This window comes from Streptomyces phaeolivaceus (assembly GCF_009184865.1).
Taxonomy (GTDB): domain Bacteria; phylum Actinomycetota; class Actinomycetes; order Streptomycetales; family Streptomycetaceae; genus Streptomyces; species Streptomyces phaeolivaceus.
On record NZ_CP045095.1, the window covers coordinates 31781 to 47133 of the forward strand.

General features: G+C 71.8%; 19 protein-coding genes. 10 read left to right on the plus strand and 9 right to left on the minus strand.

Annotation, left to right across the window (positions count from 1 at the left end; translation table 11 throughout):
- Nucleotides 1-165: 165 nt before the first annotated feature.
- From F9278_RS00140 to F9278_RS00150, 3 genes are read left to right on the plus strand one after another with little or no spacing between them, the layout of a single operon-like run.
- Nucleotides 166-1395 carry a phosphotransferase gene (locus F9278_RS00140; RefSeq protein ID WP_226966534.1) on the plus strand — a complete coding sequence of 410 codons (1230 nt, stop codon included), beginning with the start codon at nt 166-168 and terminating at the stop codon, nt 1393-1395.
- Nucleotides 1395-2318, plus strand: a complete 924-nt coding sequence (locus F9278_RS00145; protein ID WP_152166400.1) for a lactate/malate family dehydrogenase — start codon at nt 1395-1397, stop codon at nt 2316-2318. The genes F9278_RS00140 and F9278_RS00145 overlap by 1 nt, the downstream gene beginning before the upstream one ends.
- Nucleotides 2315-3448, plus strand: a complete 1134-nt coding sequence (locus F9278_RS00150; RefSeq protein WP_152166401.1) for a phosphoenolpyruvate carboxykinase (ATP) — start codon at nt 2315-2317, stop codon at nt 3446-3448. The genes F9278_RS00145 and F9278_RS00150 overlap by 4 nt, the downstream gene beginning before the upstream one ends.
- Before the next feature lie 214 nt (nt 3449-3662).
- Here F9278_RS00150 and F9278_RS00155 read toward each other — a convergent pair whose 3' ends face one another.
- The 4 genes from F9278_RS00155 to F9278_RS46020 form a co-directional block, all read right to left on the minus strand.
- On the minus strand, nt 3663-4250 hold the full coding sequence (locus F9278_RS00155; RefSeq protein WP_152166402.1) for a DUF6245 family protein: 588 nt from the start codon (nt 4248-4250) through the stop codon (nt 3663-3665).
- A gap of 495 nt (nt 4251-4745) precedes the next feature.
- A complete protein-coding gene (locus tag F9278_RS00160; RefSeq protein WP_152166403.1) occupies nt 4746-4997 on the minus strand; it encodes a hypothetical protein in 252 nt (83 codons plus the stop codon).
- Nucleotides 4994-5305, minus strand: coding sequence for a hypothetical protein (locus tag F9278_RS00165; RefSeq protein WP_152166404.1), 312 nt, complete (start codon nt 5303-5305; stop codon nt 4994-4996). The genes F9278_RS00160 and F9278_RS00165 overlap by 4 nt, the downstream gene beginning before the upstream one ends.
- Before the next feature lie 82 nt (nt 5306-5387).
- Nucleotides 5388-5534: a hypothetical protein gene (locus F9278_RS46020; protein WP_193241317.1), complete on the minus strand. Its 147-nt coding sequence runs from the start codon at nt 5532-5534 to the stop codon at nt 5388-5390.
- On the opposite strand from F9278_RS46020, the gene F9278_RS00170 reads away from it, so the two are divergent.
- The 3 genes from F9278_RS00170 to F9278_RS00180 all read left to right on the plus strand — a co-directional run bounded on the left by F9278_RS00170 (nt 5533) and on the right by F9278_RS00180 (nt 7618).
- Nucleotides 5533-5754: a hypothetical protein gene (locus F9278_RS00170; RefSeq protein ID WP_152166405.1), complete on the plus strand. Its 222-nt coding sequence runs from the start codon at nt 5533-5535 to the stop codon at nt 5752-5754. The two genes, F9278_RS46020 and F9278_RS00170, sit on opposite strands and share 2 nt — an antisense overlap.
- A 215-nt stretch (nt 5755-5969) precedes the next feature.
- Complete coding sequence (locus F9278_RS00175; RefSeq protein WP_152166406.1) at nt 5970-6992, plus strand: serine/threonine-protein kinase; 1023 nt, start codon at nt 5970-5972, stop codon at nt 6990-6992.
- Nucleotides 6993-7315: 323 nt separating this feature from the next.
- Nucleotides 7316-7618: a hypothetical protein gene (locus F9278_RS00180; RefSeq protein ID WP_152166407.1), complete on the plus strand. Its 303-nt coding sequence runs from the start codon at nt 7316-7318 to the stop codon at nt 7616-7618.
- A gap of 65 nt (nt 7619-7683) precedes the next feature.
- On the opposite strand, the gene F9278_RS00185 is transcribed toward F9278_RS00180, so the two are convergent.
- From F9278_RS00185 to F9278_RS00205, 4 genes are all read right to left on the minus strand, one after another.
- Entirely contained in the window at nt 7684-8178 is a 495-nt protein-coding gene (locus F9278_RS00185) for a hypothetical protein (protein WP_152166408.1), read from the minus strand.
- Between the two features lie 133 nt (nt 8179-8311).
- Entirely contained in the window at nt 8312-9178 is an 867-nt protein-coding gene (locus tag F9278_RS46675) for a RapZ C-terminal domain-containing protein (RefSeq protein ID WP_226966535.1), read from the minus strand.
- Entirely contained in the window at nt 9175-10071 is an 897-nt protein-coding gene (locus F9278_RS00200; RefSeq protein ID WP_226966536.1) for a hypothetical protein, read from the minus strand. The genes F9278_RS46675 and F9278_RS00200 overlap by 4 nt, the downstream gene beginning before the upstream one ends.
- 38 nt (nt 10072-10109) lie before the next feature.
- Nucleotides 10110-10910 (minus strand): hypothetical protein, encoded by an 801-nt coding sequence (locus F9278_RS00205; protein ID WP_226966537.1) that lies wholly within the window; start codon nt 10908-10910, stop codon nt 10110-10112.
- Nucleotides 10911-11059: 149 nt separating this feature from the next.
- Between F9278_RS00205 and F9278_RS00210 the strand changes: the two genes are divergently transcribed.
- Nucleotides 11060-11566 (plus strand): hypothetical protein, encoded by a 507-nt coding sequence (locus tag F9278_RS00210; protein ID WP_152166409.1) that lies wholly within the window; start codon nt 11060-11062, stop codon nt 11564-11566.
- A 107-nt stretch (nt 11567-11673) separates the two neighbouring features.
- Here the strand turns inward: F9278_RS00210 and F9278_RS00215 are convergent, their stop codons facing one another.
- On the minus strand, nt 11674-12768 hold the full coding sequence (locus F9278_RS00215; protein WP_193241318.1) for a site-specific integrase: 1095 nt from the start codon (nt 12766-12768) through the stop codon (nt 11674-11676).
- 248 nt (nt 12769-13016) lie between these two features.
- Between F9278_RS00215 and F9278_RS46680 the strand changes: the two genes are divergently transcribed.
- The 3 genes from F9278_RS46680 (at nt 13017) to F9278_RS00230 (ending at nt 15271) form a co-directional block, all read left to right on the plus strand.
- On the plus strand, nt 13017-13451 hold the full coding sequence (locus F9278_RS46680) for a hypothetical protein (protein ID WP_226966538.1): 435 nt from the start codon (nt 13017-13019) through the stop codon (nt 13449-13451).
- A gap of 140 nt (nt 13452-13591) precedes the next feature.
- Nucleotides 13592-14491, plus strand: coding sequence for a hypothetical protein (locus F9278_RS00225; RefSeq protein WP_226966539.1), 900 nt, complete (start codon nt 13592-13594; stop codon nt 14489-14491).
- A 126-nt stretch (nt 14492-14617) separates the two neighbouring features.
- Nucleotides 14618-15271, plus strand: coding sequence for a hypothetical protein (locus F9278_RS00230; RefSeq protein WP_152166411.1), 654 nt, complete (start codon nt 14618-14620; stop codon nt 15269-15271).
- The last annotated feature ends 82 nt before the right edge of the window (nt 15272-15353 follow it).

Here is a 15353-nt window from a genome sequence, read left to right on the forward strand (position 1 = left end):
CCGAGACGCCCGATGCCCTCCCCGTGGGCTCGGGCGCAACGGGAGTCCCCGGCAGGTGCGCCCGCTCCCCAACCCACCTGCCGGGGACTCCCGTCCAGCCACCATGCGCCGACCTCAGCCCGGTGCCCCGGGTGAGGTTTCCATCCACTGCCGTTGGAGGCGTACGTGAGCACCACAGCCGTGAGCACATCGCCCGAACCCGTTCCCCCCGTCCCGGACGCCGGCGAGGTGTTCGCCTTCGCCACCCGCGAGATCGCTGCCGCTGCCGCCGACCTGTGGCCGCGCGCCGACGTCGACCTCGGCGACCACGTCCCGAGCGTCACCGGCTACGTGCGCCGGATCCGCGTGGACGGGCGCACCCTGTACGCCAAGTACGCCTTCCTGGGGGTGTCGCTGGTCTCGCTGCTGCGGGGCGCCTGCGGCCCCTGGCCGGACGTCCGGGAGGCTCAGCAGGCGTACGTGCAGCGGGCCGGCGCGCTGATGGACCGGGAGGCCGCGCAGCTGCGGCTCCTGGCCCAGCAGGGCTCTCTGCGGGTCTGTTCCGTGGCCGGACTGGCGCGCGGGGTGCTGTTTACCGAGTCGGTGACCGGCCCGACCCTGGCCGACCTGCTCCTGCAGCGTCCGCACGATGCGGCCGAACTCCTCGGCGGCACGTTCGGCGAACTGCGGCGGCTTCACCACCCGTCCGCGGCCCGGCTGCTGGGCCCGGCCCGGGTCATCGGGGAGCGCAGCATCCGGGGGACCTTCCAGCGCAAGTTCAACGGGCTGAGCGGCCCGACCTACGTGGAACGGCTCGGGGCCGCACGGTGCGCGGCCGGCGACCGCGACCTGGTCGTCGGACTGCTGCGCGACGTCGTGGTCCGGCTGCACCGGCTCCAGACCACGGGACTGCCCCAGCAGGCGAGCAGGAGGGTGCTGGCGTACGGGGACCTCAAGCCTGAGCACGTGGTCTTCCCCGAAGGAACATCCGGTCAGCCGGTGTTCATCGACCCCGGCCTGCTGCTCGCCCCTCCCGCCGTGGATGCCGCGAAGCTGATCAGCCGGACCGTGCTGCTGCTGGCCGCTGCCCGGCCCGGCGGCGAGACGGGCCAGCAGGCCATGGACGGGGTCAGCGCCTTCGCCGCGGCACGGACGGACGTCCTGCCCGCCCGGGTCCGCCGCGCGTGGCTGCGGGAGCTGCTGGTGCTGTGGCTGATGGACAGCGTCAACATCCTCACCACGTACCTGTCCGCGCCCGGCGCGCTGCCGCTGCCCGACCGGGGCAACGCGCTCGTCGGCCGGGCCGTCGACCTGTGCGAGATGGCCGACCAGCTCAGCTCGGAGCTGGCGGCCGGCGCCGATGCGCGCGCCGTGTGGGACAGCGCGCTCGGCCGGGCTCAGGCGGTGGCCGCGTGATGCCGGGGCCGGTGGGCTCGGTCGGAGTCGTCGGCGCGGGTGCCGTCGGCCAGACCGTCGCGGCCACGCTGGTGTCCTCCGGCATCTGCCATCGCCTGCTCGTCGTCTCCCGCACCATCGAGCAGGCGGCGGCGCTGGCCGCTGACCTCGACGACATGCGCCAGACCACGGGCTCGCCGGTGCACCCCGAAGCCCGCCGTGCGGCGGACCTGACCGGCTGCCACGCCGTCGTCGTCGCCGTGCGGGCCACGTTCACCAACACCCGTGCCGACGACGTACGGATGGGCGGCGCGGCGGCCAACGCTCCCGTCATCCGCGCTCTGGCCACGGCGCTGTGCGGCTACCAGGGGACCGTGCTCGTGGTCACCAACCCGGTCGACCTGATGACCCGGCTGTTCGCCGAGACCTCCGGCTGCCCGCGCGTGTACGGGATCGGCTCGAACCTCGACTCCGCCCGCTACCGGCTCACCCTGGGCCAGCTGCTCGACGTGCCCGCAACCGCCGTGCACGGCCACGTCATCGGCGAACACGGCGACGGCGCGGTGGTGTGCGCCTCGTCGACCACCGTCAACGGCACGCCCGCCGTGATCCCCCTTGCGGAGGTACGCGCGGAACTGCGTACCCGCCCCGGCCGGATCAGCGCCGGCGTCGGCCGCACCCGCTCCGGACCCGCCGGAGCCGTGCTGTCCACCCTGCACAAAACCCTCGGCCTGGTCGACGGCACCGAGGAACTGACCTGCGAGCACCGCGGCGACTGGCTCGGAATTCCGTTGCGCTTCACCGCCGGTCAGCCCGTAGCGTGCCTGCCTGCCCTCGACGCGGGCGAAGACGCGCAACTGGCCGCGACCGTCACCAAACTCCGTGGCGCCTACCAGGCGTTACGCCGTCCTGCCCCATCTTCGACCCGACTGGAGACGACGTGAGTACCCCCACCGCCACCCGGCTGCACGCCGCGGACGCGAGCGTGACCGTCCTGAGCAACACGCCCTCTGTCACCGACTGGGCCCGCCGATACTTCGGGTCCTGGTGGAACGCGTTCGAGGTCCCCGCGAGCAGCGTCTGCGAGGGACCGCTCGTCACGGCCGACCTCGACGACAAGGCGTACGCCGACCTCAACGCGCTGGTGACCGCCTGCCCTCACGACGAAGTCACCTACGCCAAGGCCCGGCTGCTGCTCGCCCGGGACAGCACGGGCACCATCACGGGCGTCTCCCCGGAAGAGGGCCTCGCCTACCGCTCCGAGCAGCTCGGCGGCCACGTCACCATCGCCGGACGTACGTCCGAGCAGCTGGCGCTGGCCACGGCCCGGATCGCCCGGGAAATGATCAGGGCGGCCCTGCTGCGGGACGGGTGGACGCTCCTGCACGCCTCCGCCGTCGTCCGCGACGACCAGGCGCTGCTCGCCTTCGGGTCCAAGGGGTCGGGCAAGACCACCACGGCGCTGCTGCTGGCCAGCCGCGGCGCCCAGCTGCTCGCCAACGACCGGGTGTTCGTCAAGGTGGTCGGCGGTGAGCTGCGCGTGCTGCCGTGGCCGTCGGCGGCGGCCGTCGGGCTGGGCCTGCTCGACGCCCTCGGCCTGTACGACGTCGTGCGCGAGCGGCTGCAGGCGGGCGAGCAGCTGCACCCCACGCAGCACCAGGACGTCACCGACGCGCTCCTGGCCGACCGGCGCGAGCCGCTGTGGGAGCCGGGCGGCAAGCGGGAGATGAAGGTGCAGGTGTTCCCCGACCAGTTCTCCACCTGGTTCGGCATGGAGCTGGCGACCGGCGGACGCGCGGCAGCGCTGTTGTTCCCCCAGATCGACCCCTCCGCCGTGCCGGCCGTGGTCGACGGATCCCGGACCCTGGGCGAGGACGACTTCATGAGCGGAGCGACGGAGGACCGCTACCCCGACCACTTCGGCCTCGCTTACGGCATCAACGGCGGCGGCAGCGACCTGGCCCGCGCTGCGGTCGCCGACCGGCTCGCCGGGCTCCCGCACCACCAGGTCGTCCTCGGCCATGACGTCGCGGCCAACGCGGACTTCCTGGCGAAGCTCGTGAGCGACATCTGACCGGCCCGGGGCCCCGGCGTTCCGCTGCGGCCCCGGCCTGACCGGTCCACACGCCCGCCCGCTGCTCTCCCCCCGTGAGCGCGGGCCTCCCCGGGCCCCGGTGGTGCGCGAAGAGCTAGGGCGGCTCGCGCACCACCGGGGCCCCTTCACGTACGCACGCGTGCGCGCGGGGACCTGCGCAACCTGCGCAATAACCCGTCGATACGTCCCGATTTCACATGCCGGGTACGGCACCGAGGAACATCGCTGCGGCGGTGGCGGGCAGCTCGTCGATCTCGGCGAGGGCCGCAGCAAGGTCCTTGCGGGCCTGGGCCAGCTCGGCGGGGATCTGCCCGGCTCGCTCGTCCTCGGTGGAGAACACGGCCGAGCAGGCGAGCAGGGAGAGCAGGGCACTGGCCGTACGGGCGGCTGCGGCGATCACCGGGCCACAGCCCTGCTCGTCCAGCCCCTTGAGCAGCTGCTGGACGTGCCCGGTCTGCCAGTGCAGCATCCCCATCACCCCGGGGCCGTCGGCACCGGACGCCTTGAGTACCTGCTGGCGGGCCAGCCCCAACTCCTTGCCGCCCGCGCCCTGGGCGAGCATGTGGCCTTCGGCGAGCATCCCCGCCCCGATCGAAGCGCCGTACAGCGCGTTGCTCAGGATGGCGGCCAGTACCTGTTCGCCTCCCACGGCCTGGGCCTGCTGCTGCAGCTCGGCGTCGGTCGGTGGCTGGGCATACGAGCCGAGCGCGGTGAGGGCTGCCGAGAAGTCTGCTGCGCTCGGGGCGGGCTCGGGCGCCTGGTGCTGGTTCGGGATCGACATGGCCCGGAGCGTAGCGGGGACCAGATGGGCGGCAGGCGCGATGATCGGAAACGACCAGACCGGCCAGCGAGCTATCGGCGAAGAGCGTCTTGACCATCGACCGGGGGAGGTCGGGACGGGGTGGGGTCACGACGTGTTCAGCGGCGGCCGGCCGTGGACGATACGCCCCGCGCGCGTGCGCGTAGGACGGTCTCATAGGTTCCACGGATGTACCTCTGTGCAGGTCAGCGGCTCGGCCCGGGGTTCACCGAATGCCGGGGTCCGCTCCTGCTTGAGATCGGCTCCGGGGGCTGGGAGTGTGCCAACTGCTGCACAAGAGACGGGAGGGGCAAACTGTGCCGGTGAAGGACGCGTGCCCAGCGTGCGGGGCGCCACGGCAGGAGCGGGACCGTTGGGGCGCCTGCACGAAGTGCGGGGCGTCGCAGCGTCGGTTCGTACCCGATCCGGAGGACTGCCTGCAGGTGCCAGTGATCCGCTGACGGGCGGGTGCCCGGGTCAGCCCGCCCAGGTCAGGGACAGAACCGTGATTCGCTGGGTGATCGCGTTCACCATCAGCACGGCGAGCCCGGCGCCGTTCCCGAACACGGCCTGACGGGTGATCTTGTCGTCGATCCCGTACGGCTCGGTCACGGGGTAGGGGTCGTTCTCCAGGGCCTCGATCAGGTCGAGCAGGGCCAGCTGTCCCTCGACGGGCAGGGCCAGGATCATGTCGAGCGTGTGCTGGGAGCGGGTGACGTGCCAGTTCACGCGGCGCCGCGCTGCTGCTGGCGGAGAGTTTCCATCTGCTGGCGCCATCCGTCGAACGCGGCCACGGACTGGGGAGTCTCCTCGTACTGCGCAGGAAGTTCCCCGGTGGCCTCGGCGTGCGCGCGGGCCTCCTCGATGCGCGGGGCCGTGGTCAGCGTCCACTCGACCGCGACGGCACGCCACCGGTCCACGGCGGCCTGCAGCTCGTTCACGGGGGCGAGGTGGATCTCCCGGAGGGCCTGCTGGCGCATCTCCGGGGATGGAAGCGCGTGCACGATGGTGTCGATGCTCCAGTCGCTGCTCACCATGGTCTCCTCTCGCCTCCGGCCACAGTAGCGGGCGGCTCGGCGGCCTGTCAGTCGTCGGGGGAACGGCCCGCCCCACCAGGGCTCACACCTTGCACCGGCCCGCCCGACGGACCGCGCTCCTGGATCCCCGACCCACCAGGCGGGAGGAACCGGGCCGGGCACGGCAGAGATGGCCGGCGGTGGCGTACGACGGGTCGAAGCGCTCCCACTGGCCTTGGAGGTCCACCATGCCCAGCTCCTCGGATCCGCCGACGCTCGGCGATGCGATACGCGCCTCATGGCAGACGGCACACGACAGCCTGATCGACACCTACCTGGATTCCCTGGACCCGCACAGCGACCTCACACTCTGCGCCCCGAAGCCCTGGTCGGTGTACCCGGTACACCTGCACACGATCACCGGCCGCACCCCGTCCGTACGCAAGCCCCCACCGGAGAGCAGCCTTTGACCACAACCCCGTTGCTTCACGGCGCGCACGGTCCGCACCACGACGATGCGGATTCGCGCCGGGGAGTGACGGGGCAGCGGGGTCCCGGGGGCGGCGAAGCCCCCGGGTACCACGCAGCCCAGCCACTCGTTCCCGTCCGCCTCCTGCAGCCGGACCACTCGAACGAGCGACGTCTGCGGCTCCCGTGGCCCGGTCGGCAGGAGGAGACTGGAGCCATGACGAAGGACCCGGACCGCCCGCCGGTCGAGGGCGACCTGGTCGCCGCACTCGATCCGGGCGAGGCCCGTGCGCTGACCGCCGAGATCCGGGAAGCGATCAAGGCCGTGCGGACAGCGACCGGACGGCTGGCCGCTGCCGTGCGGCGCGCGCATGAGGCCCGGGTCTGGGTCGTCCTCGGCTATCCGACGTGGAAGGCATACGCGCGCGCGGAGTTCGGGATCGGCCGCAGCCACGCCTACCGGCTCGTCGACCAGGCGGCGACGGCCGAGCAGCTCGGCAACGCGCTCGTCGAGCTGGGCCTGATGTCCCCCGCGGGGGACGACGTCCTCACCGACCTCTCCGGCCGGGCCTGGCGGGAGATCCAGGGCAGGGCGCAGGACGTGGCGGCCCTGGTCGCCGACCGTGCCGCCGCGCTCGACAGTGCGCCGGACGTCGAGCAGCTGCGCGGCCTCGTCGTCCAGGCCGTCGAGGACGTACGCGCCGAAGCCGTCCCGGCGGGCCCGGGTCGGGCACCCGCGACGCCGGCCGACGACGCGGACGCGTTCGCGCACTGGGAGGGCACCATCGCCCTGGGCCACGCTCCGGCCCACCTGACGGACGACGAAGTCCTGACCGCGCTGGACCTTGCCGGGTACGACACCGACACCCGGCGCACGTACGCCATGGCGGTGCGCGCCTTCGCCCTGGACGGCGACCGTGAGCAGCTGCAGGCGTTCCGGGCGGCCCTGGACGTTCCCGAGCAGGGTGAGTACGGCTACGGCCGGGAGGTCGTGGTCGTCGGGCGGGAGCTGGCCGAACGGCTTCAGATGTCCTGCTGGCAGCAGGGGAGGCTGTACCTGGAGATCGCGCCCTCGCGGCTCTCGGACCGGGCGGCGGCCCGTGCCCTGGCGGCTGCGTTCCGGGAGGACCCGCGCAGCTTCGAGACGGCCCAACGCATCGAGGTGCGCCGCTACGCCATGACCGGCGACTACCAGGCGTACGAGGAATGGGAGAACCAGGCTCTCCCCGTCGGCGCCTGACCCTCGCGGCCTCGTTGCGGACAGGGTCTGTGCACGTTCCGGCCATTCCTCCGCACCGTAGGGAACCGACCGGAACAATGGGCGCTCTGTCATCGACCGCACCGAGGGGGACTCCGTGCTCATCAGGCTGTTTGGGCTCCGGCGCACGCTGAAGATCACGGCTGTGTTCGTGGGCGGCTTGATGCTGTACGGCTGTGTGAAGGGCGGTTGACCCGCACTCTTCCGGTCACCTGTGGTGATCGTTCCCTGACCTGCTGTCAGTGCCCGCTGTTTTCATGGTCCGTTGCGCCGACCGGCGCGCGGGCTGAGGGGAGCAGCGGTTCATGGTTGCCGTGCGCGAGTACGAACGGGCCGACGGGACGAAGGTCAGGTCACACACCAGGTGGCATCCGGGCGCCCGCAACGAGATGTTCAAGGCGGCGGTGTTCGTCGTGGCAGTCATCGCCATCGGTGGCGGGACGGGCGGGAACGGCGAGACGGGTACCGCCAGCACGGACGGCTCGGGCAAGTCGCCGAAGCCGGTCTCGACGGCCGTGTACCCGGTGCACTTCCCCGGCTGGGACAAGCCGGCGCCGCGGCCGTCACCGACGGTCTCGTACCCGATCCGGTGGGACCGCGGCGAGTAGGAGCGGCTCCGCATGGCGAAGGGCCCGGGTGCTTCCCTGGGCCCTTCGTCATGCTGGCGACCAGGTCACTCGGTGACTGCGTCCGGCTCCGCCTGGTCCTTGGGAACCCACAGGGGCATCCCGCCCTTGGGGTTGGGCACGAAAGAACCGTTCGGACCGTCCAGCGGGGCCTGCAGCGGGGGCGGGGGCGGCCAGTTCGTTGGCGGGGTCGAGGAAGACGGGGGCGGGGGCTCTGCCTGCGCGGGCGGGATTTCGTCGGGCGCGTACGTCTCCCATGACCAGCTGTCCTCGCTGTGGCGAGCAGCGACGACGCGGTCGCTGTTGGCGTCCTCGGCCGTGCGGCGGGCGGCGTCGAGCGCCTGGAGCAGCTGCAGCCCGAAGTCCGCGGGGAGGGGCAAGTCCGTGGTTCCCCAGGCAGCGAAGTACGTGTCGCCCCTCGTGTCGTGCACGATCACGCGGCGGCTGTCGTCCTGCCCGATCCGTGCGACCCATCCCGTGCGGAGCAGCACGTAGGGGCCGTCCCGGTACGAAGGAATCAGGATCCAGACGGTCGCTGGCACGGGATGCTCCTCTGCTCGGTGATCCGGTGGCCCCATCATCTTCGCGTCGGGAAGCGGCCGGGCTAGAGTCGGCAAAAGCGCCCGCAGCCAGCTCGAATGGCTGCGGGCGCCTCTTGTCGTGCTGCCGTGCGGGTCAGCGGTCGACGACGTCCTTGGCGAGGTCGCGGTGGACCAGGTCTACGACCAGGTCGCGGCCGGCGAACTCCTCGGCGGCGTCGGCCAGTCCGTACGCGGCGGCCTCCTCGACGTCCCCGGCGACCACGGCACGCAGGGCCATGGCCGTGGTAGCTGCCCTGTGACGTCCGCCGGCGCACTGGGTCACCACGGTGAGCGGCGCGGCCGTCGGCCCGGCGAGGTAGCCCTGGATCTGCAGCGCGGTCGCGGCGAGGACCTCGCGCACGCCCGGGGTGGCCATGACCGTGTCGCGCACGACCTGGTCGTGGGCGGTGAGCTGGCGCAGGTCAGCGCGCACGTGCGGGTCGCGAAAGTTCCGGCTCAGGTCGAGCGCGATGGTGGCGCGCTGCAGGACGTCGGCGTACTCGCCCTCGACGTCGTTGTGCAGGCGGCCGATGGACACGATCGTGACGTCCGGCTGCGGCGGCTGAGCGATGACCCTGTCCCGCTTCGGGTCCCACCCGGTGCAGTGCGTGGTCGTGCGGCCGTCGGCCCAGCTCACGGTCATCTCCCACGGCCCCCAGCTGTCGGGGTTGTCGTCGATGTTCAGGACCTCGTACTCCTGGCCCCAATACCCGTTGTAGTAGCGGCCCCCCACCTTCCGGGGCCCGACCTGGTTGTCGATCCAGTCGGCGTCCTCGGCCGCGTCAGCCGCCTCGTCGACCGGCTCCGAAGGGATGGGGCCACAGTGCCCGTCGCAGCCTTCACCGTCGTGGATCGTGCAGCCGTAGCGGTGCACGCGGGTGCCGTCGTCGTGGAGCTTCCAGCCCTCGGCATCGTGGGGGCCGGCGTCGTGCGTCATGGTGTTCTCGGGCTCGGTGCTCACATCTGGCTCCCGTACAGGTGGCTGATCAGGGCGCCGAGCAGCTGGTAGAGGTCGGTGTGCTCGGTGACGGTCGGGTCGGCCAGCTCCAGCTGCCCCAGCTTCCGGGACCGGGCGGTGAGCCGGGCGGAGACGAAGCGGAAGCCGTAGGCGTGGCCGTCGTACCCCTCGGGCTCCGGGTCGTAGGCGAAGGTGGCGAGGATGTCGACGCTGCGGCGCTGGTGTTCGGCGCGGGCCTCGAAGGTGAGGCTGATGGTGTCGCGGCTGTCGCCGTGGGTCTGGTTGGAGACCATGGTGAAGCCGGGCAGCGGACTGGTGCCCTCGGTGAGCAGCCCGGCCTCGCCGGTGACGTACTTGCGCTCTTCGCCGTCCTCGTACCGGGCGATGAGCAGGGTCTCGCCCGTCTTGCGCTCCTCGCCCATCAGGCCGGGGAACGTGAACTGCCGGTGGCTGTACGCGCGCCACTGGGGACGGGTGCTCTCCACGGGGCTGTGCTCGCGGGCGCAGCGGTTGCACAGCGGGTCGTCGTCGGCCGCGATGACGGTGGAGAAGGTGTCGACGCAGGAGAAGCACAGGAAGCCGTGGATGTCCCGGTCCCAGCGGGGGATGGGCCTGCCGGTGAGCACCAGGTTGTCCCAGGAGCCGATGGTCTCGGTGACGGTGCGCTGGCGGCGGCCGGCGTACTCCGTGTAGACGGATGCGGCCCGGTCGTGGCCGTGCACGGAGACCAGGGCGCGGGCCCAAGCCAGTTGCACCTGCTTGGCCTCCTCGGTCATGTCCGGGCGGCCGTTGTACGGCACCAGGACGCCGAGACCGGCGTCGTCGGCGAACAGGCGCTCCATCTCGGCGACCAGGCGGGCGCGGGCGGTCTGCTCGGTCTGGAGGGTGGGTGACAAGGCGTTCTCCTTCGTCCGGTTCGGGTCGGCGGGGGTGGTCACCGGCTGGCGGGCTGGGTGTGGCGGGCGGTCTCGGCGGCCAACTGCAGGCGGCGCTCGTGGGCCTGGTCGAGGTTGGCGCGCAGCTGCTCGGCGGTCTGCGCCGGCGTCCGGTCGAGGTCGGCCAGCGCCTGCTCCAGCGCGGGGTGACCGGCCTCCTGGATCTGCCGGTAGGCGGCTTCGTCCCTCGGCGAGGAGCAGAAGAACGGACGCTTCAGGGCGGCCTCGGCGCGCTCCCGCCACATGTCGATGGCGATGCGGGCCTCGTCGACCGCGACGACGTAGGCGTGGTGGGCGGCCAGCCACGCGGCGGCGGTGCCCAGTGCCTCCCAGCGCAGCTCGACCTGGTGCAGCAGGCGGTCCCGCTCGGCGCGGGCGACCTGCTCGTGGGCCAGCAGGTCGCGGACGTCGGCGTAGCGGTAGGTGGTGTCCATCAGGCCCACCAGGCGCATGCCCTCGGCCTGGCCCTCCTCCTGGGTGGCGTTGGGGTGTTCGGTCGCCCAGCGGCGCAGTGCGGCGTCGAACTCGGCGTCGAGCCGTTCGCCGACGCCGGTGAAGCCCTCGATGTCGAGGGTGGAAAGGGTGGTGATCACGCTGGTGCCCTTCGGTCGGTGGTCGGGGTCGATGCCCCTCGATCGCAGATCCGCGTACACGGTCGGCCGGGAGATGCGCGCGGCCTCGGCGAGAGCGGAGACGTTGGTCTCACCCGCCTGCCACGCGGCGGCGACCAGGTCGGCCCGGCGTCCGGGCTTCGACCAGTCCCGCAGTGCGGCCATCACGTCGTCTCGTCTCGTACTCACACAACGACGGTCCTGTAAAACGGCTTTACATGGCAAGTGGCTTTACAGTGCTCGGCCGGAACTCGTCACCGGATGTCCGGATCGCCCCTGTGGAAGGGGAGTTGGCCGGATCGGGGCCGGGTGTCGGTGCCCGTGGCTACCGTCGTCCTATGGCGCTGGACGACGCGATCGACAAGGCGAGACAGGAACGGGACCGCCAGGACGAACAGGCGCGGCTCAAGGAGAAGTGGGAGGCAGAGGCGCAGCAGCGGGTGCAGAAGCTGGCGGCCGAAGCGCTCGCCCGGCTCGCGCCGTACTGCCGGGAGACCTTGCACTTCTACCGCCCGGTTCGCGGGCCGCAGAACCGCACCACCTACCAGCCGGCCGGGGCGTGGTGGTGCTGGCGCATCAGGGACCTGGAGGGCGGGTCGGTCATCAATCCCCGGGTCATGCTGCTCGTTGCGACCCAGGACAGGAAGACGGTGCACTTCGCCGCGGTGACCCTGAGCCAGCCCAGGACCGACAAGGGCCAGTACCTGACGACGATGCCCGCTGACCCGGTCGGGCCGTTCCACTACTCCAAGCAGCACCCGATGGCGTTCTTCGGCCCGGAGTGGGTCAACTACCTGGAGCAGGACGTGGCCGACGCCATCGTCCGCTACGAACGCGAGGGCTGACCGCCCAAGCAGACGACACCTTCAAACCGAAGGCGCCCCTGACCTCGACGTCCCGGAAGGCCTCCGGGGTCGCGCAGGTCAGGGGCGCCTGAGAATCGCAGGGCGCCCTACAGCACCTTCACCAGGGCGTTCTCCTCCCAGCCGTCGCCCTCCTCGAAATACCCCTCCATGGCTGCGGAGTTCTCGACCCATCCGCCCTGCTTGGCGATGACCTTGCGGTCGTTGCCGGCGCGCTTGGAGCTGGTGGCCAGTCCGCGGCGCGGGGAGTGCCCGGTGGGCCTGAAGGACAGCTCGGCCCACTTGCCCAGCCGGGTGATGACGTCGCCGATGGTCTCGGGGTCGAGTCCGCCGTCCATGACGGTGAGCCAGCGGTTGTGCAGCGGCTTGTACGCGAAGTCGTCCGGGTCGGTCAGGTTGGCCTCCGCCTTCCAGGCCCGCCACGCGCGCACCGGGCAGCTGCTCGGCCGGGAGCCGAACGGCACCTTCACCTTCCTGGGCTTGATCTTCGACACCCGGACGTCGACCTCCATGCCGTGCTCGGTCTCGACGAAGTCGCGCACCCGCAGGAAGGCGACCTCGTGCTCGCGGCCGGCGATGGCGAAGCAGGTCAGCCCGATGGAGCGGTCGCGGATGCCCAGCCGGGTGTCCGGGGCGGCGACCACGGTGGCGCGCAGGTGCTCGGCGAGCAGGGCGGGCGCCGGTCCGCGGCCCCGGGTCTCCTTGGTCTTCTCCAGCTCCTTCACCTTGGCCTTGAGCACGCGGCGGGCGCGGGCGGCCACGGTCTTGTCGAGGACCAGGCGGTGGTCGGTGCGGCCGGTGACGACCACGCCGGACAGGCGGCGGTCGATGGTCGAGGGCGCGGTGTAGGTGCCCTTCCTCCAGCCGGGCTGCCACCACAGCCACTCGACGAACGCGGTCAGCGATCCGGGCGTGATGGCGGTGACGGGCAGTTCGAGCAGTGCGCAGAACTGCTCCCACTGCCTCCAGTCGGCCGCGTAGGCGTCGGTGGTGTTGTCCGGGCGGAGGTTCTTCTCGTGCTGGGCGGATCGCTCCTCCAGCTCCTGGAGCTTGGCGAGCACGTCCGGGGTGAACGCCGCGGCGTTCGTCGCCGCGGTGGTGCCCGCCGGACCGGCCGACGCCGGCAGCACCAGCGAGGGGGTCACGACGTGGCGAACGTCCGTACTCGTCTCGTTCTGCTCCATGATGGCCCGTCACGCACCTTTGTTCGTAGCGCTGTTTGTAGCGTCTGTGTCCCGCATATGTCAGGTTATCCGGGACAGAAGGCGGGACCGTGCAGGGGTGCGATTAACAGTCCGACCGTGTCGCGGCGCACCCTGGAAGGGAAGTCGCCCCCGGATCACTCGGACTACATCGGGCGCCGCTGCTGTCTGCGCGGCCTCCCGGACTCGGCAAGGGGCGAAAGATCCCTGCCGATGCCCCGGAGGCTCCCGTGCTCCACGCCCTGCTCCACACGCTCCTCGACCTGGCGGCCCGCGCCGTCCCCGACGACGACCCGCTGACCGTGCTGGACCACTTGCTCGGCGCCGCGACCGGCGGCGTGCGCCTGGTGCAGCTGCTGCGGCGCCCCCGCCGCGGCGACCGGCGCCGGCCGGAGGTGTCCGCTTCCGGTGTGACGGTCCCGCCCATGAACAGGACACCGGACCACCTGCCCCGCCGCTCGATCGGCTCGCACCTCACCGCCCGGCCCTGGCTGGAGCTGTACGCCTGGCTGCTGGCCGGGCTGCTCCTCGACACCCTCGTCCGCTGCGGCGGCCACGGCTTCGACCCCGGATCGCCCTGGGACCTGGGCCTGGGACTGCTCGCGCTCGCGGCCGTGCGCACCGGACTGGTGCGCTGGGCCGACGTGCTCCGGCGCCGGGGCTAACCCCCGCTTCGGGCGGATCCGCCCGAAGCTGCAGGCGTTCCGCGCGCGTGTACCCGTGCGCGCATAAAGGGGGGTCCAGAAAGTCCAGAAACTCGGCCGTCTCCCCGGTCCGGTCGGCGGCCGTGCGCGACAATCGCCGCGTGCAGACGTCGAAGTTCCTCTCGGTCCGCGCGCTCGACCAGCTCCTCGACGACCTGGGCGCCGGCGCGGCGCGGCGGCGTCAGCTGGCCATGGTGCGCGGGGAACTGGAGCGGGCGCTGGACCGGGGCGCGCTGCCGGTCGGTGCCCGGCGCAGTCTGCGGCGGCTCCTGGAGGAAGAGGCGCTCGACCCGTACGTACGTCTCGCAGAGTCCGGGACGCTGCGGCACCGCAGGGTCGACGGGGGCCTCCCGCCCACGTCGGAGGCGACCAACGAGATCCGCCGCAAGTGCATCGACCTGCTGCGCGAGGCGCTGGGCCTGCCCGCGCTGCGCCTGGGCGGCGGCGAGATCGCCCTGCAGCCCGCACCGGAGGCGGCCACCCTGTCCGCGCTGTCCCGCCAGCTCGACCAGTACCTGGCCGGAGCGATGTCCCCGGCGCAGACCCGGCTGACGGCCCTGCTCGCCGTCGAGTTGGACACCGCGGCGCGCAGCGGGGAGTTGGTCGAGCTGCGCACCACCGACCTGGGCGAGGAGAACACCGCGGTGTACGTCGAGCGTCGCCCCCAGGGCGGCGGCGCCATCGAGGGCGAGTGGGTCGAGACCTCGGCGCTGACCCGGGCCGCGCTGGAGCGCTGGCTGGACGTGCGCAAGGACTTCGTCCGGCGGGCCCACGGCACCTCGAAGCTGTGGGTGTCGCTCTGGATGAACCACGACGGCGTCCTCGACGACCAGGGCAACACGGTGATCCGTCCCCCCGGGATGCCGCTGGAGGAGAACGGGCTGATCACCTCGTACCGGGTCGGCCGGCTGCGGTACGAGGGGCTGCGCCAGCTGCTGCCGCTCAAGCTGGAGCAGCTGCGGCGTGCCGTTGACGCCGAACGCCAGCGCACCGCCGCGTAGTCCTCTCTTCTTGTTGCTGCCTGACCTGGTCTTTTGCCGTGCGGCGGCCGTGGCGCCCCGAAGGGCTTGTTATCGGCGGCAGCGAGGCGCTTGCGGTTGCTTTAAACGACGTCGTTTACTGGATTCATGCCACGCAAACGAATCACATTGCAGCTCTCGGTACAGCAGGCGGGCCGTCTCCGGCTGCTGATAAAGCGCCATCGGGAAGCCGAGACTCAGTTCTTCAAAAGCCTGGTGGAAGAACGGGCGGCGGACCTGGCCGAACCGGTGGACACCCCGCAGTGGGAACGGGCCGTCGCGCGGCTGCGCCGGCAGGCACGCATGGAGGCGGCAGAGGTGCGACCGGTGCGCTGGCCCGCCCTGGACGTGCTGATGGAACGGGCGCTCAAGGAGCGGCTGCAGTTGGAGGACCTGGCCGGGCCGTGGCTGCCGTTGACGGCGGGGGAGCGCACCCGGCTGTCGCTGTCGGGGCGATGGCCGGCCTGCCTGTCCGGGTGCGAACACGGCACGGCGGAGCGGGCGTTCACGCTCGACGACAAGGTGGTGCTGCAGCTGCGCACGGCGGCCTGGCGCGTCTCGGAACCGGTGCTGAAAGAGCTGGAGGAGAAGAACCTGATCGGGCCCCAGGCGGACCTGAGCGAAGAGGCCCGGGTCGAGCGCGACCGCCTGGCGGCGAAGCTGTACCCGTCCAGCCGGATCGCCCGGGAAGCGGTCGAGGACCACTGGCCGGACCCCGAAGAGGACCAGGTCGCGGGCGCTGGCACGGCCGGAAATATGTAACGACGTCGTTTACTCAAATCCGGCTCCGCGCGCGCGTATTTAACGGCCCTTTCGGGTTTCTCAATTCGAATTCAGAAACCCG